Source organism: Sorangium sp. So ce295, assembly GCF_051527405.1.
Classification (GTDB): domain Bacteria; phylum Myxococcota_A; class Polyangia; order Polyangiales; family Polyangiaceae; genus Sorangium; species Sorangium cellulosum_B.
The window spans coordinates 10602711-10621141 of record NZ_CP150324.1 but is presented as its reverse complement, the minus strand read 5'-3'; the positions used below and the strand labels follow the sequence as shown (position 1 = coordinate 10621141).

Below are 18431 nucleotides of genomic sequence, written 5' to 3'. Positions count from 1 at the left end.
AGGTTGCTCCTTGCGGCGGTGCGCGTCGGGGCCCCATGTTGGCCCCACGTCGAGCCGTCACCCGAGCTCGAAGCGAGCATTGATGGAAAGGATGCAAGTCGATGGACGACCACCAGACGCATGAAGCGCACGCCCATGTTCATGGGCAGGGATGTGGACATCAGGCGTTGCGGCATGAGGACCACGTCGATTACCTGCACGACGGACACCTGCATCACCCGCACGGCGATCACTTCGATGAGCACGTGCTCTCGGTCGGCAAGGAGAACCCTGACGCGTGCACGCCGAGCCATGCATGCGCCGATCACGAGAAGGCGCACACGCACGGGGCAGGCTGCGGCCATCAGGCCGTGCCCCACGGCGATCATTTCGATTACCTCGTCGGGGCGCACCTGCACCATCCGCACGGCGATCACTGCGATCACCACGGCTCGGTCCAGCTAGGGTGATCGCCGCGCCGCCCCGCGCCGGAGCTCCGGCGCGTGAGGTGGAGGCCGCGGGACGACGCGCGAGGGAGACCGGCGAGCGGCGCGCGAGGGAGAGCGGCGAGCGGCGCGCGAGGGAGAGCGGCGAGCGTGAGCTCCTGGAACGACGTTCCGGGGAGCCCGGCGTCACGCGGGCGGCGCGCCGTGGTCGCCCGGTGCGCCGCTCGCGCTGCAGCGATGTGCGCCTGCGCAGGGCGCAAGCGGCTCCTCCGGCCCGGACGCACCGATGTCGCCGGCGCCGCGCATGCCGCCGAGCCATGCGCGAGGGCCGAGCCTCATGAAGCTCGAGAGCAGGAGCGCGCCGAGCGCGGCCGCGCAGACCCACGCGATGGTGGAGTGCTCCTGGGGCGCGAGGTCGTGGAGGTCCGGGATCGCCGCGAGGGGGACGAAGGCGTTCGCGACGAGGCCGAGCGCGACCGCGAAGGCGACGCTGAAGAGCGCGGCGGCGGCGGCGGCGCGCGCTCCGAACGCCCGACGCAGGCCGCCGAGCGCCGCGATGTGGGTCGCCGGTCCCGCCACGAGGAACGCGAGCGCGGCGCCGACCGGGAGCCCCTTGTGGATCATCACCGCGGCGAGCGGCGCCGCGCCGTGCGCGCACACGTGAGCGGGCACCGCGAGGAGCGCGCTCACGAGGACGTCGTCCGGCGCGCCGAGCGCGCGCGCTGCGGCCGGCGCGATGGCCGCCTCGAGGACGGCGGCGAGCAGGAGGCCCGCGACGTACCAGGCGGCCATGTGATCGAGCGCTGGACCGACGGCCTCGGCGACGGCGGCGCGGAGCCGCGCGCCCGGCGATGCCACGGTCCGGGCGACGACGGGCGGCGCGCCGCCGGAGGGCGCAGCGCTCGAGCCAGGCGTCCTGGCCACCCTGGCGACGAGGAGCGCGACCAGCACAGCGAGGAGCGCGCCGCCCGCGACGCGCGCCGCGGTGAACGGCAGGCCGAGCATCCGCAGCGAGAGCAGCGCGCCGGCAGGATCGAGCGCCGGCGCGCAGAGGACGACGGCGACGACCGCGGCGACCGGCGCGCTCGCGCGCGAGAGCCGCTGCATGCGCGGCGCAACGCCGCAGGTGCAGAGGGGCAGCGTCGGCCCGGACGCCAGGCTGCGGGCGGCCCGGGGCAGCGCCGCGCCGCCGCGCAGCGAGCCGGTCGAGCGATGCAGGACGATCGGAGAGAGCGCGCGCAGGAGCCCTGCCACCGCGAGCCCGGCGAGCACGGCGGGCGCCGTCTCGATGAACAGCGGGCCGAGCGACTCGGCGAACGACAGCTCGGACGCGTGCGCGCTCGTGAAGGAGCTCTCCGGGCTGGGGAGCGCGAGCGCGACGCAGAGCCCCGAGGCGAAGGCGATCGCGCTCGCCGTCCGCGCGCGCGCCCCCCGGGGCGGCGCCTCGTGCGTGTGGACCACGAGCCGCAGGAGGACGCCGAGGCCGAACGCGATGAACACCTCGAACGACTCGTGGGGGAGGCTCTCCACGGCGCCCTGGCCGAGGAGGGCGCCGAGGACGGTGAGCAGCCCGAGGAGCCCGAGGCGCGCTCCGAGCTGCCGCCAGCCCCAGGCGGGCAGGAAGCGCGCCGCGAGCGACAGCCCCTCGGGCAGCCGGTGCACGACGACGGCGCTCGCGAAGAGCACCCCGTCCGCGCCGCTGTCGGCCGCGGCCACGGCCAGCGCGAGCCCGGCGCCGTCGAGCAGCCCGTGCACGGCGAGCGCCGAGAACGCGATCTCCCGCCCCAGCACCTCGCCGGTGTCGCGCCGCCGGTGCTCCGTGAGCCCGAGCGCCGCGTACCCGAGCGCCGCCCAGAGGAGCGCCTGCGCCCCGATCTCCTCGACGACGTGCGGCAGGTGGCGCGTGAGGATGAGCGCGGGCACGAGGCCGAGCGTCAGCCCGTCGAGCGCCGACGTCGGCAGCGCCTGGCGCCGGCCGAGCGCCACGAGGAGCGGCCCCGCGGCGAGGCCGGCGATCGACAGGACGACGACGAGCGCGAGCATGGGCGCGGTGGGCTATGCCCGAGCCGCGTAGCCTAATCAATATCAAATTGGTGTTGCAACCAGGATGCGGACAGGCGTCTGTCGTCGCTGAGCGCCGCCGAGCGCCGCGTCATTCACGCGGCACGGGGCCGCCGGTGGCCCGGGGCTGCTCCGCCGCTCAGGCCTGCACGCACCGATCGCAGCGGCCCTTGATCTGGATCTGGAGTCCCTTGCGCCGCAACGCGCGCGGCGCGCCGCGCGCCGCCTTGATTTCGATGCTCTCGTCAGGGAGGCAGAGCACATCGCCGCATGTGTCGCACATGAAGTGCGGGTGCTCGTCCGCCGCGTGGGCTCCGGTGGACTCCCGCAGCTCGAACCGCCAGAGGTGGTCGCCCATGTCGGTGCGGCGCACGAGCCCGGCGTTGGTCAAGTCGATCAGGTTCCGGTAGATGGTGGCGCGATCCCACCCTTTGGGGGCGAGCTCAGCAGCGAGCTCCGCGTGGCTGACGGGCGTCCGCGAGCGGCCGAGGCTGTGCAGCACCGCGATGCGCGGCGAGGTGGCCCGCAGGCCGGCCGCCCGGATCTGCTCACGGAGCTCCTCCGCGGACTGACCTGCTTTCGTACGCGCCATGCCAGACATCTACCGTCGCCAGGAGAGTACTGCAATCACGATGCATCGCGCCCGTCGGCCGCGCAGCGCCCGGGTCGGCCGCGTGCCAGTGTGAGCGAGATCGCAGGGGCGCCGCCGAGCCCGCCGCGCCACCGCCCGCGAGAACGCTGCGTCTGCCCTCGTGCGGGCCGCGTGTGCGCGTGTCCGGCGCGGCCCCGACGAGAGGGCCGGCGGCGGCGAGCGCCGACCCGGCTCCGAGAGGATGTGGCAGGCGGAGAGTTTGGATAACGCCGTGCACCTGGCTTCGAGCGTCGCTCGATCTGCACAGACCAGGCGGATGGGCGCGCGGCGCGGCGCTCCTCGGGAAAGCGCCTCGAAATCGGGGTGAGCTCCGCGGGCCCTGATCCCGAAGGCGCGGAGGACATGGAACAGGCGGAACAGCCAGGTCCCCGTCGTCGTCTGATCTCGAGTCGCGGGGCGCTCCCTCGGTCCGCGCCGCTCTCGACGTGTGCTCCATCATGGAGCGATCGATCCACGTTGGAGCAATCGGCGTGTCCGTTCCACACGGGCCGCTGCGCCTCGTCATCGCTCTGCGTGTCCGGGGGCCTGTCGGCGTTCGGCGAGAGAGCGCAAGACTCGTAAGACGACCAGAACGACCAGAACGACCAAGACATGGAATCTTCCTTGGTCGTCGCGAGTGGAATCAGCCCTTTTGGAATTGAACCGATTGTGATCGCGGATATATATTCATGCTTCCTTTGCGGGGAAATGAACCAAGGAGAGTGTCCATGCGAGCTCGGACGTGCGCGGAAGTATTTGCCTTAGTCTTGATCGCTGCCTTGGGCGTCGCGTGCGGCGCCGACCCCTCGACCCCCGCGGAGGATGCGCCGGCCGTCGTCGACGTCGAGCCCGAGCAGGTCGAGGCGGCGCCGGCGCCCCTGCGGCGCGGCTGCGCGACCGTCGAGCTGAGCGACGTTGAGAAGGAAGCCGTCGAGCAGTCCGTCCGCAGACAGATGGCGCTCGGGTTCTCGGTGGGCGCGGCGGTCGAGATCCCCGTGCACGTCCACGTCATCAACAAGGGCATCGGCGTTTCGAACGGCGACGTGACGGACCGGATGATCGCGGAGCAGATCGAGGTGCTCAACGAGGCGTACGCGAACACCCGCTTCAGCTTCACGCTGGCCTCCGTCGATCGGACGAGGAACGCGACCTGGTACACCATGTCGTCGGGCTCTTCGGCCGAGCGGCAGGCCAAGGCAGCGCTCCGCATTGGTGGGCCAGACCACCTCAATCTCTACACGGCCAATCCGGGCGGCGGTCTGCTGGGCTGGGCGACGTTCCCCTCGAGCTACGCGGCCCGTCCGACCGACGACGGCGTCGTCCTGCTCCATTCCACGTTACCCGGCGGCAATGCGGCGCCGTACAACGAGGGAGATACGGGGACACATGAGGTCGGTCACTGGCTCGGCCTCTTCCACACGTTCGAAGGCGGCTGCCACAAGAGCGGTGATGGCGTCGCGGACACGGCGTCGGAGCGCAGCGCCGCGTATGGCTGCCCGCTGAACAGGGACAGCTGCCGGGGAGGTGGGCTCGACCCGGTCCAGAACTTCATGGATTACACCGACGACTCCTGCATGGATGGGTTCACTGCAGGGCAGGCCGATCGCATGTCGGCGCACTGGGACACGTATCGTTGATCGGTGGGTGATGTGACGGCGGGCGGCGGGCGACTCCGCCGCTCGCCGGCCGGACAGGCGTCCGGCAGAGATCGATCACATCGACTTGATCTGGGCCCGGCGCTCGAAGCTCCGGCTCTCGGTGAGGACGCGCGGCGCGGGCTCGGCAGGCGCCGGCCCCGCGCTCGAGTCCCTGTCTCCCTGCGCCAGGCGCTGCTGGCGGCGGGTGCCGGCCTGTACGCCGAAGTACACGCCGAGGAACGTCACGACGCCCCAGCCGAGCAGGCCGACGGCGATGAGGCCGGTCTGGCGCGACGCATCGCCCCCGAGCTGGCTGATCTCCTCCATCGGCGCCGACAGCTTGCTCACCTCCTTCATCGGCTCGCGCAGCGTCGCGACCTGCTCCATCGGCTGCTTCAGCCCGGCGACGTCGCGCATCGGCGCGTCCAGGGCGGCGACGTCGCGCATCGGTGCGTTCAGGGCGGCGACGTCCGTGAGCGGGCCGCGGATGCCTACGAGGCTCTCGTTCATCGCGGCGATGGTGGCCTCCATCTGGCTCAGCCGATCCATCGACTCCTTGAGGCGCGCGGTCTCCCGCATGCTCTGCTGCATTGCGTCCATCGACCCCTTGAGCTCGGCCAGCCGCTCCATCGCCGCCTGCATCTCGGCGAGCTTCTCCATCGGCTGACGCAGCTCGGCGAGCTGATCGATGCTCTCCTGCGAGCTCCGCAGCGTCTGATTCGAATCCTCGATCGTCGCGCGGGTCCGCCGCATCTCCTCCGTCGTTGCCTGGATGGAGCGCGTGTTCGTGTCGATCATCGTCGCCATGCCGCAGCCCGTCGACACGAGCGCGAGCAGCATCATCGGCGCAATCCGAAGGATCCTTCCGCAGTGCATACCTGATCGTTGGTTCCTCGAAGGCGGCGCGTCAATGTGTGCTTGACGCGGTGCGCTGAAATATGACATAGCCGTGTCCGAGGGGTGAGGCGCTGTGGGACATCGCGCGCGTTCGCCCGCGATCCGCTTGCGCGGCACGTGCTCTCACGGCGCTGTGAAATGTCGGTGTCGGTCCGGTGGATGTGACGCGCCGAGCGCTGGAAACCCGACGCAGGCGGTGGGAAGGGGAGAGGCCGAGTGCGCAGCTGCGATGGACGCGGCGCCGCCAGCGCCGATGTCCGGAGCTACAACGCGGGTGCGTCGCGCTTCATGCCAGCGCGGCGGCGAGAGCTCCGTGGCGGCCGCGCGGGGCGGGGGCGCTCACCGCGCTGGACGGTCAGGCGGCGGGGCGCCGGCGCGGAGGGTGAGCGCGGCGAGGATCGCGAGCACGGCCGCGCCGAGCCAGGCGGGCGGGCCGGAGGCCTGCGTCCCCGCGGCGAGGGCGCCGTCGATCCACGTCGCGTCGAGCAGGGCGCCGCGCAGACCTGCGCCCGCGAGCGCGGTGAAGCTCGCGTGGACGGCGACCGCCGCGAACACGCCGCGGCCGCGCAGGAAGAGCGCCGCGGCGAGCGCGCCGAGCGCGGTCGCGAGGGCGAAGCTCGACGGGGACGCGCCCGGCGCGAGCCCGAGCGCGGCGCCGTGCGCGAGGGCGGAGAAGACCAGCGCGGGGCGGGGCGAGAGGCCGGCGCGCGCCGCGGCGGCGAACGGGATGCCGGTGAGCAGGAGCTCGTCGCGGACAGCGAGGGCGATGGCGCGCGCCAGGGCGAAGCCGAGGCTCGCCGAGGGCGCCCCGGCCTCGACCGTCACCCACCCCAGCACCGCGGAGACGCCGAGCGTGATCAGCACGGCGAGCGCGCCCAGCGCAGCGCCGAGCCCGACGCGACGGGCCAGGCGCGCGCGGCGGCCTGGGCCCTCCGGCTCCAGAGGGTCGGTCCACTGCACGCCGGCCCGCGCCGCGACGACGTCGGCGATGACCGCGCCGGCGAGCGCCGCCGCGAGCGGGCTCGACGACAGGAGCACGGACACGATCTGCAGGGCCGCGGCGAGGCCGATGAGCCAGGCCGCGCCGAGCGCGAGCTCCGTCAGGCGGCGCTGCGGTCCGGGGGGATCGCGCCGAGGAGGGGCCTGCTCCGTGGTGTTCAATGGAGCGTGTGCCACTGGCCGTTGTGCTCCACCTTCGGGACGTCCGCGTCGCCGTCGACCTCGTTGCGGTGACGCGCGCCCAGGGTGGCGACGAGCTGCACCGTGGACGGGCGCGCGGGCCGGTGGCGTACCTCCGACGCCGCGCGGAGCCGGCGGCGCGGCGCGGGAGGCGGCGGCGACCTCCGGCCGCGGAGCCGCTGCACGGCCAGCCGGCCGGAGACCAGCAGCCCGATCGCCAGCAGCGAGCCGGCCAGCACCGGGACGAAGCCGTAGCGGCGCGCGACGTTGGCGCGCCACGCGAGCTCGATCTCGCGGCCCGTCGAGACATAGGCGGCCCCGAGCGCGGCCTCGAGCGGCACGCCGCCGCGCACCTGAGCCAGCGCGCGCACGAAGCCCTGCCGCCGCTCGTCCTCGACGAGGAAGCGGACGATGTCGGCCGCCTGCGCGTAGGGCAGCGAGCCGGCCGTGTCCTCGGCGCCCGTCAGGTTCGCCTCGAGCTCGTCGAGCGGGAGGAGGCGCCCCCGGAGCGCGGCGACCGAGAGCTCCTGCGCGCGACGAGCGCCGCGGTCTCCGGCCACGTGGGCGGCGAACCCCTCGTGGAACCAGCGCGGGACGACGGCGCCGCCCGTCACCTCATCCAGGGCGAGGTGCGCGAGCGCGTGACGGAAGGATGCCTCGAGATCGGGCGCCTCGGCGCCGAGCCGCGGAGAGGCGCTCAGGACGGCGAGCCGCAGCGCGCCGAACGAGATCGCCGTCACGCGGCCAGCGAGGCCCCCGGGGACGAGATCGTCGAGCTCGGCGGGCACATCCGCGATCCGGACCTTCACCGGCGCGGTCAGCACGTCGCGGCCGAGCAGGGCGCCGAGCTCGGCGCGCAGGTCGCCGGCGCGGGCGATCAGCGGGCGGACACGGTCGCGGGTGGACGGGTGATAGGCGAACTCGATCCAGCCGAGATCCTCGGTGTGGTACGCCGGAGGCGGCGGCGGCACGGGAAGATCGGCGCTGCCGTCGCGCGGCGCGGCGGGCGCGTCGTAGACGCGGGGCGCGGCGCCGGCGAGCCGCGCGGGCGCGGCGATGATCGCGACGCAGAGGAGCGCGGCGAGCCTCAGCCCGAGCCCCGCTGGTCTGCGCCGGGAGGAGCGCGTCATGGCGCGATCCGGCCCCGGAGGTGCACGGTGTCGCCGTCATCGCCGCCCGTCTGGGCCAGCACCAGCACGACGATCCCGGTCGCGACGACGCCAGCGAGCGGCCCCCAGAACCAGGGGGAGCTCCACGTCGAGCGCCGCTCCGACGGCTCCGACGAGCTGGCGCCGCCGCCCGCGGACCCCGACGCCGCCTGGGCGACGTCGGCGCGAGGCCCGCGAGGTCCCGAGGCGCCGCGCGGCGATGAGGCGGGCGCGGTCGGCGTCGCAGCGGGACCCGCCGCGCCTCCGCGCCGTTCGTCTCCCGCGAGCAGCGCGCGCACGGCCGCGCCCGCGCCCGGCCAGCCGAAGATCGCCCCGGCGGGGGCGGCCGCGCCGTCGGCGGTCCGCTGGACCGTGGCGCCGAGCTCGAGCGGCGCGTAACTCGCGCCCGCGACCCGGAGCACGCGCGCCACGGGGTGGCCGTGCGCCGTGCTCACCGCGACGACGAGCGCCGCGCCCGCGCCCGCGCCGAGCGACGCAAGCAGCCCGCGCGCGACCGGCTCGGACTCGGCGCGCCCGGCGGAGCGGCGCACCTCCGCGAGCTCCTTCACGGCGGCCGGCGCGTCCGCTTGCGGCGGATCGCCGGCGAGCACCTGCGCTGTCGCCTCGTCGATCGGCGGGCGGAGCGCGGGGTCGCCGTAGATCGCGCGGGCGAGCGAGCGAGCCGCCTCGGCGCTCGCGTCGTCCACCGCCACCACGACGGCGCCGCGCAGGGCCGACCGTGCGGCGGGCGCCTCCGGCGCGCCGCGCGCAGCCTGCGCCGCCGCGCTGCCCGCGTCCGGCGCCGCCGCGGCGGCTCCGTCTCGAGGCGGCTCCTGGGCTTGCGCGGGCGCCGCCGTGAGGCCGAGCGCCATCGCGACGAGGCCCGGGGCGACCGGCGGACAGCGGGACATGCATTCACGGTACGGAGGCCGCGGGCGAGCGTCAAACGGGGCGCGGCGCGGCGTCACGTCACAGCCAGCCGTGCTCGCGGTACCAGGCGACCGCGCGGCGCGTCCCCTCCGCCCAGCTCACCTCGGGCGCCCAGCCGAGCTCCCTGCGGGCGTCGCTCGAGTCGCAGACCCAGTGCGACGCGGAGAGCTCGTTCAGCTTGTCGCGCGTGAGCATCACGGCCTTGCCGGTGAGGCGGCCGAGCCCCTCGCTCGCGAGCGCTGCGCCGCGCACGAGCGAGAACGGGACGCCGAGACGGACGAGCGCCCGCGCGCCGAGCGCCGCCTCCACGTCCGCCAGCATGTCGCGCCACACATACACGCTTCCGTCGTCGATGAAGTAAGCGCGGCCGCTCGGCACGTCGCTCTCGATCGCCCGGATGCACGCGGCGGCCGCGTCGGAGGCGTAGATGACGCTGAGCGTGTTCCTGCCGTCGCCGAGCATCGGGAGGAAGCGGCGCGAGACGCTCTGGAAGAACGCGAACGACTCCTGGTCGCGCGGGCCGTAGATCATCGGGGGGCGCACGACGACCACGGGCAACGCGCCCTTCTCGGCGAGGACCAGCCGCTCGGCCTCGAGCTTCGAGCGCCCGTAGCGCGTCACCGGGGCCGGGCGCGCGTCGGCGGCGATGGGGCGCCCGTCCAGGCTCGGGCCGATGGCGGCGAGGCTCGAGACGAACACGAACCGCCGAATCGCCCCCGCCGGCGCCGCCTTCGCCGCGTCGAGCAGGTTCCGCGTGCCGTCGACGTTGATCCGGAAGAACTCCGCCTCATCGCGCGCCTTGACCAGCCCGGCCGAGTGCACGATCGCGTCGACCCCCGGCGGGCCGACGACCGCGCGGCGGACGCTCTCCGCGTCCTCGACGGCGCCGTACGCGAGCTCGACCCCGCGCAGCGACGACAGGAACCTCGTGTCCGACGAGCGCCGCACCAGGGCGACGACGCTGTGCCCCTGCTCCACGAGCTGCTCGGCGACGTGCGAGCCGAGGAACCCGCTCGCGCCCGTGACCAGCACCCTCATCGATCCGCTCCTCCTTTCCGGTCCCGGCGCCCGCCGACGGCTCGACGTGGCGCCGGCGCTGGCGCCCACGTCGCACAGCCGGCGCGCGCGTCCATCACAGCGCCCGCTCGTAGACGCGGTATTTCTTGTGGACCCGGCCGCCCATCAGCCGGATGCCCGCGTTGATGGCGGCGTTGTCCTCCAGCGTCCACCCCAGCTCGCCGCCCTCCATGCCGAGCAGATGCGCCGCGCGGTTCATCTCGACGTAGAGGAAGGCGCTGAGCCCGGCGTAGCGCCGCACGTGGCGCCACTTCTTGCGGATGCCGAGCACGACGAGGCGCCCGCGCTTCGGGCCGCGCACGCGCAGCCGCCACAGCAGCTTGAAGATGCCGCCCGGGAGGAGCTTGCCGTGGAAGTCCTTGATCAGCTGGTTGAGGTCGGGCAGCCCGAGCGACACGGCGGCCGGCTCGCCGTCGATGAACGTGATCTTGGTGAGCTCGGGCATCAGGATGAGCCGCACGTCCTTCGCCCACTTGACGAGCTCCTTCTCGGTCATCGGGACGAAGCCCCAGTTGTCGCTCCAGGCGTCGTTGTAGACGTCCATGAGGATCCGGATGTCGCGGAGCAGGTTCTTCGGATCGCCGCAGCGCGTGTGCACCTCCGGCATCGCCAGGACCTCGGCGTGAGCCCTCTGCGCCCGGGCGGGGACGTTGCCGACCTCGTAGCCCCACGCGTAGAGGTCCTTCACCTTCTCGAGCCCCGCTTGCTCGATGAGCCGGCCCTGGTGCGGCCGGTGGTAGGGCATCATCATCACCGGCGGGAGCTCGAAGCCCTCGATGAGACAGCCGATCTCCTCGTTGGTCGAGAGCGAGTAGGGGCCCCGCATGCGCTTCATGCCGCGCGCGCGCAGCCAGCCCGCGGCCTCGGCGAGCAGCGCCCCGGCCGTCTCGGCGTCGTCGATCGTATCGATGAACCCGAACGAGCCGGTCTCGTCGCGGTGGACCCGGAGGTGCTCGTGATCGACCTGCGCGGTGATCCGGCCCGCTGGCCGGCCGTCCTTGTACGCCACCCACGCCGTCCCCTCGGCGTGCTCGAAGAACGGGTTCTTCTTCTTGTCGAGCCGATCGGAGATGTCCAAGTCGAGCGGGCGGATATAGTTGGGCTCACCCTCGTAGACGGTGTCGACCACGTTCAGGAAGTCCTTGAGGACCTTCTTGTCGCCCTTCCGGAGCTCGCGGATCTCGATAGCCATAGGGCTTGAGCCCGTACCTTCCGAGACGCGGCGCTGCAAGGGGCTCGCACCGACGTGGTCTCGGCCCGATCGCGGAGCGCCGCGCCCCGCGCGCCGCGCCGAGCCCTCGGCTTCGCGCGCGCCGCGCTGATCGCACGACGCCGCGCGCGCGAAGCCGGTAAGCTCTCGCGGAGGGCCTGTCCGGCCCCCGGCAACTCAGGTGGACGCAGCATGATGACCCCGAAGGAGTTCCAGAGGCAGTTCAAGCGGCTGCTGATGAGCCGTGTGGAGGGCATGGACTGGGAAGACAAGCTCGCCCGGGTCCGCCAGTACCTGCGCCAGCTCGAGGCGCGCCAGAGCCCGGAGGAGGAGTCGGCCGAGCTCTCGCCGTCGCTGGAGCTCATCCCGTTCGAGCCCGGCAAGCGGCCTGTCGACGAGGCGCTCTATCCGGGGCACGGGTGCAGCGAGCGCGTCGGCTGCATCAACACCTCCGGCGACCCGTCGGAGCTCGGCGACGAGGTGTGGCTGCTCTACCGGCTGCGCGACATCTACGCGTTCGTCGCCCCCTTCGAGCGCCCGTTCGAGGTGACCATGTCGGCGTGGTTCCTCCCCGCGAGCCCCGACGGCGGCGAGCCGTGCCCGGTGCCCGGCCTCATGGACGTGCCGCTCAGCCCGCAGATCGTCTCGACCTCGTCCTACCCCGTCCCGAAGCTCGAGCCCGCCCCGTGGAACTCGTTCCATCAGACGGTCTACGTGGCCACCATCGTGCCGGCGCGGCAGCTCGTGCCGCACCCCCCCGGCGAGGCGACCGGCGGCGGCTATTTCTGGGGCGACCTGCCCGAGTCGTTCCGGCGGCGCGTCACCGACGGCTTCGAGCCGTTCACGTTCGCGAGCCTGTTCCGGCAGCAGCTCCGCGTCGAGATCAAGCTCAGCGAGGCGGGCAGGACAGTCGCCTCCGAGTCGACGGACATCGAGATCTTCGACACCGGCCGCTTCGGCTCGCTCTACGCGCGCCTGCTCGACCGGCTGGTCAAGGCAGACACGGAGATCCAGCAGCGGGCGCTCGGGGCCGACGAGCTCCACGTCGGCTATCACCCGTGGTTCCCCGTGCTGACCATCGGCATGGACAAGGCGCTCCTGTACCTCCGGGCCATCCATCAGGACCTCGAGCAGCACCGGCGCAACCTCCCGGACCCCCGCTGGCTGCTCCGGGTGGGCCTCTACCTCGAGCTGCTCACGTGCCTCGGCATCTTCGAGGCCGTGAAGCACGACTACCCGGACATGCTCTCGCCGGGGGAGCGCGAGGCCTTCGAGGAGGGCGCGGCGTTCGCGCCGATCCGCGCGTCGATCGACGTCGCGGCGTGGGCGCAGGTCTGGGACATGCGGCACATCGCGCCGCGCGCGGCCGGCTTCTTCGCGGCCGGGCCCGTGAGCCTGACGAACCTGATGCGCAAGCAGAAGGCCACGCTCGCCTTCCTGCACGCCCACCACGCGGACCTGCAGAAGGCGATCGAGCTCGCCGGCCCCAACCTGTGGAACGCGCAGGAGACGTGGCACCGGGTGTTCCGCGACGCGGAGCGGGCCGTGCTCAAGAACAACGTGCTCGCGTTCCCGGAGCTCGCGCACCTCGATCCGCGGTGGCGCGACTTCGCGCTCTGGCACCAGCGGGGGGACATGCGGCTCTTCGGGCTCAACCTGATGCCCGAGGCGCTGACGGGGCTCTTCGGCGACCAGGACGGCATCTTCCCCGCGGCGTGCCGGCAGTACCGGAAGTCGATGAACGACGTCGCCCGGTGGGCCGCCGAGCGGAACCTCATGGATTACACGGGCGACGAGTGCATCCCGCGGAACGCGAGCCTGCTCGAGGCGTACATGGAGAAGAACCCGTCGCACCTCGCCGCGCTGCAGCGGCGCGACGGCCACGGGGCCGCGCCGTCGATCGAGCTCGAGGAGCCGAGCAAGGCGGCGCGGGAGGCGAGCGCCGAGGACCTCATGCTGCTGCTCCGGCGGACGCCGGTCTTCAAGCCGCTGCTCGATCGCGAGCTCCGCAAGCTCGCCACGAAGGCGCGCCGGATCGAGTACGGGCCGCTCGACCGGATCGTGCTGCAGGGGCAGCGGGACTCGTCGATGTTCGTCGTCGCGTCCGGCGCCGTCGAGGTCCTGGTGCGGCACGCCGACGGGCAGGACGCGACGGTCGCCGCGCTCGAGAAGGGCGCCGTCTTCGGGGAGTTCGCGCTGCTCACGGGCGAGGAGCGCACCGCGACGGTGCGCGCCGTCGACGAGGTGGTGCTCTACCAGATCACGAAGGAGGCCCTGCAGCCGATCATCGAGGCGCGCCCGCAGCTCGTGATCGAGCTGAGCTTGCTCATGGCGTCACGCCAGGCCCACCTGCGCGACGCGGCCGAGCGCTACCTCGAGGCCGAGGAGAAGGTGCGGAGCCTCGCCGGGCGCATCCGGCGGTTCGTCCTCGGCTGAGCGCGCTCGGCCCTTCGCGGCCGGCCTCGCGCTCGGCCCTTCGTAGCCGGCCGGCGTCGCTCGGCCCCCCTCGCGCTCAGCCCTTCAGGAGCCACGCGACGGCGTCGGCCTCCGCGGTGAAGAACGAGTACTCGGGCAGCCCCATGGCGGCCGACAGGCGGGAGATCTGCATCTTCGACAGCGCGCTGTTCACGAGGTTCGCCGCCTTGCGCATGCCGTGCTCGACGGCGTAGGCCATGGTCTGCTCGACGTACGGGCTCACCTCGGGCTTCTGCGGGGGGAAGTCCGCGATGTCGGCGAGCACGTACCAGGGCTTCCCGAGGTTGAGCAGCGTCGCCGCCTTCTGGCGGAACTCGTCGAGGTACGCCTTGCCCTCGTCGATGTCCCAGAACCCCCACACCTTCACGTGGAGGACCCCCGTCGACGTGTCGGGCCTGATGTTGAAGCGCCGCTGCGGGGCGCGATCGCGCTTCGACGTGAGCTCGGACCTCCTCGACGGCTCGCTCCCGGAGAGGCCCGTCCGGCCCGGCGGGTCCAGGGGGGGCGGCGTCCGGGGTCGGGTCTCCGCGGACTTCGAGGCGGCCGACGGCGCGGGCGGCGCGGAAGAAAACGAGGGAGGGACGGAGCGCGAGGGCGGATTGGGCGCCGACGGCGTGACGGAGCGCGAGAGCGGGCTGGGGTAGGAGGCCGGACCGGGGCGCGAGGGAGGCGTCTTCGACGACAGCTCCGGCACGGTGACGGTCGGCACCTCGGCGAAGCCCTTCGCCGTGCCGGGCTTCGAGGGCAGCGTCGGGTCGGTCGGGCTCGGGTTCGCGCTCGGCGCGGGCGCCGTCGGCTCCGGCAGGAGGATGACGCGCGAGGCCCGCGGGAGGGCGACGTCGAGCGCGGCGGCGAGCGCGCTGACCGCGACGGACGCGCGCTCGAAGCGGTCCTCGGCCTTGAGCGCCGTCGCCTTGAGGAACCAGCCGTCGAACTCCTTCGGCAGCGCCGCCGAGGACCGCCGCGCCGCGCGCGCGCTGGGCGCCTCCATCGCGCCGCGCAGGAGCTCCCCCGCGAGCATGTACGGGGACGCGGTCGCCTCGGCCTCCTGGGCCCAGTACGACTCGCCGACGAGGAGCGCGTACGCGACGTGCCCGAGGGCGTAGATGTCGGCGCGCGGGCCGACGTTGCGCTCGGCGCGGATCTGCTCCGGCGCCATGTACACGGGCGTGCCGAGCATCTGCCGCGTCAGCGTGGAGGCGTGGTGCTGCTCGATGACCTTGGCGATCCCGAAGTCGAGGATCTTCACGCACGGCGAGCCGTCGTCGCGGACCGTGACGAACAGGTTGTCCGGCTTGAGGTCGCGGTGGACGATGCTCGCCGCGTGCGTCTTGTCGAGCGCGAGCGCGGCCTGGAACAGGTAGAGCGCGACGTCCTCGGCGGGGAGGGCGCCGCGCTTCTTGACGAGGCTGCCGAGCTCCTCGCCGCGGAGCAGCTCCATGACGAGGAACGGGGTGCCGGTCTCCTCGTCGACCCCGGCGTCCGAGGTCCTGACGATGTGGTCGCTCTCGATGACGCCGGTGATGCGGGCCTCGAGGGAGAAGCGGGCGCGCAGCTCCTCGCTGTCGAGCAGGCTGGGCAGCATCACCTTGAGCGCGCGGCGCGTCGCGGTGACGTCGTCCATCACCTCGTAGACGGCGCCCATGCCGCCCGCCTTGATGACGCGCAGCACCTGGTAACGGTTGCGAAACCGCGTATTCGGCTGCAACAGGCCGGGCGAGGAGCTCATCCTGCGGCCCTCGGTTCAGGCATGGTTTGCACCACGCTACCAGCGCCGCTTCCCGCGTCGCAAGGCGGTCGGGTGAGGAACGTGCTCAGCGCGGGATCGCGCCTCCGGCGGCAGGCTCGCCTCTGGATCGATCGGCGTGGTCGAGGTGCGGCTCCAGCGCGCTCCAAAGCGAGCGGACGTCCTGGAAGCGCTCCTCGGGGGCCACGGCGAGCGCCCGCGCGACCCACGCGTCCACCTCGGGGAGCAGGTCGGGACGGAAGGCGTGCAAGCTCGGCCGCGGGCCGCGGGCGGCGGCGAGCAGGATGTCGACCCGGCTCGCGCCGGCGAACGGCAAGCGCCCCGCGAGCGCGCGGAAGAGCACCGCGCCGAGCGAATAGATGTCGATCCGGTGGTCGATCTCCTGGGGCCTGCCCTTCCATACCTCGGGCGCGATGTAGCTGGGCGAGCCGGGGATCGCGCCCTCGCGGGTGAGGGGGTCGGCCTGCATGACCTTGACAAGACCGAAATCGAGCAAGCGCACGCGCCCCCGTGCCGCCGTGCCGGCGCGGGCCGGCGCGCTCCCGCGGTGAGGGGAGGTGGAGGAAGGAACGCCCGTGTCGTGGTCGAGGACGAAGATGTTCGCGGGCTTCAGATCGCGGTGGACGATGCCGCGCGCGTGCGCGGCGTCGAGGGTGTCGACGATAGGGCGGAACAGCTCGCGGATCTCGTCGAGCGGGAGCCGCTGGTTCCGCGCCTCCAGCTGGCGCAGCGCCGTCTCGAGATCGCTGCCCTTCAGGAACTCCATGACGATGTAGAGGGTGCCGTCGGGCGCCTCGCTGAACGCGAAGACGTGCGTCGCGCTGGTGCCGGCCAGCTCCCCCATGGCGCGGGCCTCGCGCCGCAGGCGGGCCTTCAGGGCGGGATCGCTGGCGAACTCGGGCCGCAGGTACTTGACGGCGACGTGCGCGCCGGTTTCCTGGTCCAGGGCGCGGTAGACCACGCCGTGGCCTCCCTGACCGACCACCTCGATCAGCGTGTACCGGCCGTCGATCACGTCGTCGATGTCGTGGTCCATCGGCAAGCCCTCGGTGCTTGAGCGCGCTGCGTCAGCGTGCCGCACCGCGAGCCCAGGTTGTAGCCGCTTCGGCGCGCTGGCGGTAGGGACGGTTGGGCGCCGACCTGACGCGCCGGCCGGGGGCGGACCGGAGGCGGAGAGGGGCGGGGAAGCGCGGGCGCCGGGGGACGCGGTCCGCGGGTAGGCGCCTTCGGGGGAAGAGGCCTGCGGGGAGCGAGCCTGCGGGGAGCGAGCCTGCGGCGAAGCGCGCTTGGAGGAGGCGCGACCCTGCGCGAGAGGGCGAACGCGCCGAGGGGGGAAGTGAATGCGACAGGGACGTCACGGATCGGGTTCAGGCGATATCCTAGGAGTGACGGAAATTGCCTGATGATTGATCTCACTCATCATGACGCAGCGACGAATTTGGTTGGTTTGCCGACCCTGAGATCCCGTGTAGAGTGGCGCCCATCCTCCGATGAGAGCCGTCCGACAGAACAGCGACCCTCCCCGGGTGAACGGCGCGCTGCCGGTCGCGCTCGACGTGCAGCCGGCCAGGCCCGGCGCGCAGGAGCAGGAGCTGGAGGAGGAGTGGACCTATGAGGTCGCTCACCACGACTCGCCGCCGGATCTCACGCATGTCGTCGGGGAGAACCTTCGGCGTTTGAGGACGCGGCGCGGCCTCTCGCTGGAGCGGCTCTCGAAGATCTCCGGCGTGAGCCGTGCGATGCTCGGCCAGGTCGAGCTCGGCCGCAGCGCGCCCACGATCAACGTCGTCTGGAAGATCGCCCGCGCGCTCGGCGTGCCGTTCTCGGCGCTCGTCAGCGCTCGCTCGGCGAGCGGCCCCATGCTGCTGCGCGGGGATCGCGCGAAGCGGCTGACATCGCACGACGGCAAGTTCACCTCGCGCGCGCTCTTCCCGTTCGATGCGCCGCGAACGGTGGAGTTTTACGAGCTCTGCCTGGCCCCGCTCGGCGTCGAGAATGCCGATCCCCACCCGCCCGGGACGACCGAGAACATCGTGGTCTGTCAGGGGACCGTTGAAATCAGCGTCGACGGACAGCGGTTTCTGCTCGCGACGGGCGACGCGCTCGTGTTCCAGGCGGATGTCCCGCACGTCTACCGCAACCCGGCGAACGTCGACTCGCTGATGTACCTGGTGATGACGTATTCGCTGCCGGCGCCCTGAGGCGGGGCGCGCTCCTCGCCGAGGAACGGGGGAGGGCGGAGCCGCGCGAGGACGCCGGTGAGCGCCGACGCTCCGCTGCTCCGAGGAGGTTTGCGGCCGCGCTACTTGGTCATGGCGGGGGTGCACATCATCATGGGCATCCCGCCGCACATCATCATCATCGGCATCCCGGCCGACATCATCTTCGTCATGGCCTCGCAGCGCTCCTTCAGCATGTCCATCGACATGCCCTCGGGCGGCATCATCTTGCAGATCATTCCGTCCTTGGTCATCTCACACGACATCTTGCACATCATGGGCATGCCCATGCCCATCATGCCGGGCATCATGCCCATCATCGGCATGCCCATGCCCATCATGCCGGGCATCATCGGCATGCTCATGCCCATCATGCCGGGCATCATGGGCATCATCGGCATGCCCATGCCCATCATGCCGGGCATCATGGATGCGCCAGCGGCCATCTCCGGCGTCGACATCATGGGGTACATCGTCTGCGGCATCATGGGCATCTGCATTGCAGTGGTCATGGGGGCTCCTGTCGTCAGCGCTCGTTGCTCCGGGGAGCCGTTCTAGCCGGTCGGCGTGCCGTCGCAACGCGTTGACACGGGCGCCTGTCGCTTTGCTCCAGTCTAGCGGAGGCGCCTCCACGGCGTTGGAGGCGCCGGCGCCCTGGGCGGACGAGTATCCACGATAGCGACGGCCGCTCCGCCAGGAGCGCGCTGGAGCGAGGACTGGCAGGCTCGTCTGCTCCGGGAGCGATCGAGTCCAGATCGCCTTCAGGGGTCACGTCGCCGTCGACACGGCCGGCGA

The 18431-nt window shown here is 72.6% G+C and carries 15 protein-coding genes; 5 read left to right on the top strand and 10 right to left on the bottom strand.

Annotated elements, in window-relative coordinates; translation table 11 throughout:
• Window positions 1-101: 101 nt before the first annotated feature.
• A complete protein-coding gene (locus tag WMF11_RS40270; protein ID WP_272102879.1) occupies window positions 102-449 on the top strand; it encodes a hypothetical protein in 348 nt (115 codons plus the stop codon).
• Between the two features lie 162 nt (window positions 450-611).
• Here the strand turns inward: WMF11_RS40270 and WMF11_RS40265 are convergent, their stop codons facing one another.
• Both WMF11_RS40265 and WMF11_RS40260 read right to left on the bottom strand, forming a co-directional pair.
• Window positions 612-2468 (bottom strand): permease, encoded by a 1857-nt coding sequence (locus WMF11_RS40265; RefSeq protein WP_437974577.1) that lies wholly within the window; start codon window positions 2466-2468, stop codon window positions 612-614.
• Between the two features lie 157 nt (window positions 2469-2625).
• Window positions 2626-3078, bottom strand: coding sequence for a Fur family transcriptional regulator (locus tag WMF11_RS40260; RefSeq protein WP_437295011.1), 453 nt, complete (start codon window positions 3076-3078; stop codon window positions 2626-2628).
• Between the two features lie 767 nt (window positions 3079-3845).
• On the opposite strand from WMF11_RS40260, the gene WMF11_RS40255 reads away from it, so the two are divergent.
• The gene (locus WMF11_RS40255; protein WP_437545068.1) at window positions 3846-4754 is read left to right on the top strand and encodes a zinc metalloprotease; all 909 of its coding nucleotides are present in this window, start codon (window positions 3846-3848) and stop codon (window positions 4752-4754) included.
• Between the two features lie 75 nt (window positions 4755-4829).
• Here the strand turns inward: WMF11_RS40255 and WMF11_RS40250 are convergent, their stop codons facing one another.
• From WMF11_RS40250 to WMF11_RS40225, 6 genes are all read right to left on the bottom strand, one after another.
• The gene (locus WMF11_RS40250; RefSeq protein ID WP_437545067.1) at window positions 4830-5597 is read right to left on the bottom strand and encodes a hypothetical protein; all 768 of its coding nucleotides are present in this window, start codon (window positions 5595-5597) and stop codon (window positions 4830-4832) included.
• 393 nt (window positions 5598-5990) lie between these two features.
• A complete protein-coding gene (locus WMF11_RS40245) occupies window positions 5991-6827 on the bottom strand; it encodes a CPBP family glutamic-type intramembrane protease (protein ID WP_437904449.1) in 837 nt (278 codons plus the stop codon).
• Window positions 6809-7960: a peptidase MA family metallohydrolase gene (locus WMF11_RS40240; protein ID WP_437974576.1), complete on the bottom strand. Its 1152-nt coding sequence runs from the start codon at window positions 7958-7960 to the stop codon at window positions 6809-6811. The genes WMF11_RS40245 and WMF11_RS40240 overlap by 19 nt, the downstream gene beginning before the upstream one ends.
• On the bottom strand, window positions 7957-8889 hold the full coding sequence (locus WMF11_RS40235; protein WP_437974575.1) for a hypothetical protein: 933 nt from the start codon (window positions 8887-8889) through the stop codon (window positions 7957-7959). The genes WMF11_RS40240 and WMF11_RS40235 overlap by 4 nt, the downstream gene beginning before the upstream one ends.
• A gap of 58 nt (window positions 8890-8947) precedes the next feature.
• Window positions 8948-9946: an NAD-dependent epimerase/dehydratase family protein gene (locus tag WMF11_RS40230; RefSeq protein WP_437545063.1), complete on the bottom strand. Its 999-nt coding sequence runs from the start codon at window positions 9944-9946 to the stop codon at window positions 8948-8950.
• Window positions 9947-10040: 94 nt separating this feature from the next.
• Window positions 10041-11177 (bottom strand): hypothetical protein, encoded by a 1137-nt coding sequence (locus WMF11_RS40225; RefSeq protein ID WP_437904445.1) that lies wholly within the window; start codon window positions 11175-11177, stop codon window positions 10041-10043.
• A gap of 210 nt (window positions 11178-11387) precedes the next feature.
• Here WMF11_RS40225 and WMF11_RS40220 point away from each other — a divergent pair, with 210 nt between their 5' ends.
• Window positions 11388-13631 (top strand): cyclic nucleotide-binding domain-containing protein, encoded by a 2244-nt coding sequence (locus WMF11_RS40220; protein ID WP_437904444.1) that lies wholly within the window; start codon window positions 11388-11390, stop codon window positions 13629-13631.
• Window positions 13632-13707: 76 nt separating this feature from the next.
• On the opposite strand, the gene WMF11_RS40215 is transcribed toward WMF11_RS40220, so the two are convergent.
• Window positions 13708-15399 carry a serine/threonine protein kinase gene (locus WMF11_RS40215; RefSeq protein ID WP_437904443.1) on the bottom strand — a complete coding sequence of 564 codons (1692 nt, stop codon included), beginning with the start codon at window positions 15397-15399 and terminating at the stop codon, window positions 13708-13710.
• 85 nt (window positions 15400-15484) lie between these two features.
• On the bottom strand, window positions 15485-16453 hold the full coding sequence (locus WMF11_RS40210) for a serine/threonine-protein kinase (RefSeq protein WP_437545059.1): 969 nt from the start codon (window positions 16451-16453) through the stop codon (window positions 15485-15487).
• A 454-nt stretch (window positions 16454-16907) separates the two neighbouring features.
• Between WMF11_RS40210 and WMF11_RS40205 the strand changes: the two genes are divergently transcribed.
• On the top strand, window positions 16908-17618 hold the full coding sequence (locus tag WMF11_RS40205) for a helix-turn-helix domain-containing protein (protein ID WP_437974574.1): 711 nt from the start codon (window positions 16908-16910) through the stop codon (window positions 17616-17618).
• Window positions 17619-17675: 57 nt separating this feature from the next.
• Complete coding sequence (locus WMF11_RS40200; protein WP_437974573.1) at window positions 17676-18194, top strand: hypothetical protein; 519 nt, start codon at window positions 17676-17678, stop codon at window positions 18192-18194.
• Window positions 18195-18431: the final 237 nt, after the last annotated feature.

Excerpts from the sequence above, each read along its gene's own strand:
- WMF11_RS40270 (WP_272102879.1), top strand. The coding sequence starts at position 102 with ATGGACGACCACCAGACGCATGAAGCGCACGCCCATGTTCATGGGCAG.
- WMF11_RS40265 (WP_437974577.1), bottom strand. The coding sequence starts at position 2,468 with ATGCTCGCGCTCGTCGTCGTCCTGTCGATCGCCGGCCTCGCCGCGGGG.
- WMF11_RS40260 (WP_437295011.1), bottom strand. The coding sequence starts at position 3,078 with ATGGCGCGTACGAAAGCAGGTCAGTCCGCGGAGGAGCTCCGTGAGCAG.
- WMF11_RS40255 (WP_437545068.1), top strand. The coding sequence starts at position 3,846 with ATGCGAGCTCGGACGTGCGCGGAAGTATTTGCCTTAGTCTTGATCGCT.
- WMF11_RS40250 (WP_437545067.1), bottom strand. The coding sequence starts at position 5,597 with ATGATGCTGCTCGCGCTCGTGTCGACGGGCTGCGGCATGGCGACGATG.
- WMF11_RS40240 (WP_437974576.1), bottom strand. The coding sequence starts at position 7,960 with ATGACGCGCTCCTCCCGGCGCAGACCAGCGGGGCTCGGGCTGAGGCTC.
- WMF11_RS40235 (WP_437974575.1), bottom strand. The coding sequence starts at position 8,889 with ATGTCCCGCTGTCCGCCGGTCGCCCCGGGCCTCGTCGCGATGGCGCTC.
- WMF11_RS40230 (WP_437545063.1), bottom strand. The coding sequence starts at position 9,946 with ATGAGGGTGCTGGTCACGGGCGCGAGCGGGTTCCTCGGCTCGCACGTC.
- WMF11_RS40225 (WP_437904445.1), bottom strand. The coding sequence starts at position 11,177 with ATGGCTATCGAGATCCGCGAGCTCCGGAAGGGCGACAAGAAGGTCCTC.
- WMF11_RS40220 (WP_437904444.1), top strand. The coding sequence starts at position 11,388 with ATGATGACCCCGAAGGAGTTCCAGAGGCAGTTCAAGCGGCTGCTGATG.
- WMF11_RS40215 (WP_437904443.1), bottom strand. The coding sequence starts at position 15,399 with ATGAGCTCCTCGCCCGGCCTGTTGCAGCCGAATACGCGGTTTCGCAAC.
- WMF11_RS40210 (WP_437545059.1), bottom strand. The coding sequence starts at position 16,453 with ATGGACCACGACATCGACGACGTGATCGACGGCCGGTACACGCTGATC.
- WMF11_RS40205 (WP_437974574.1), top strand. The coding sequence starts at position 16,908 with ATGAGAGCCGTCCGACAGAACAGCGACCCTCCCCGGGTGAACGGCGCG.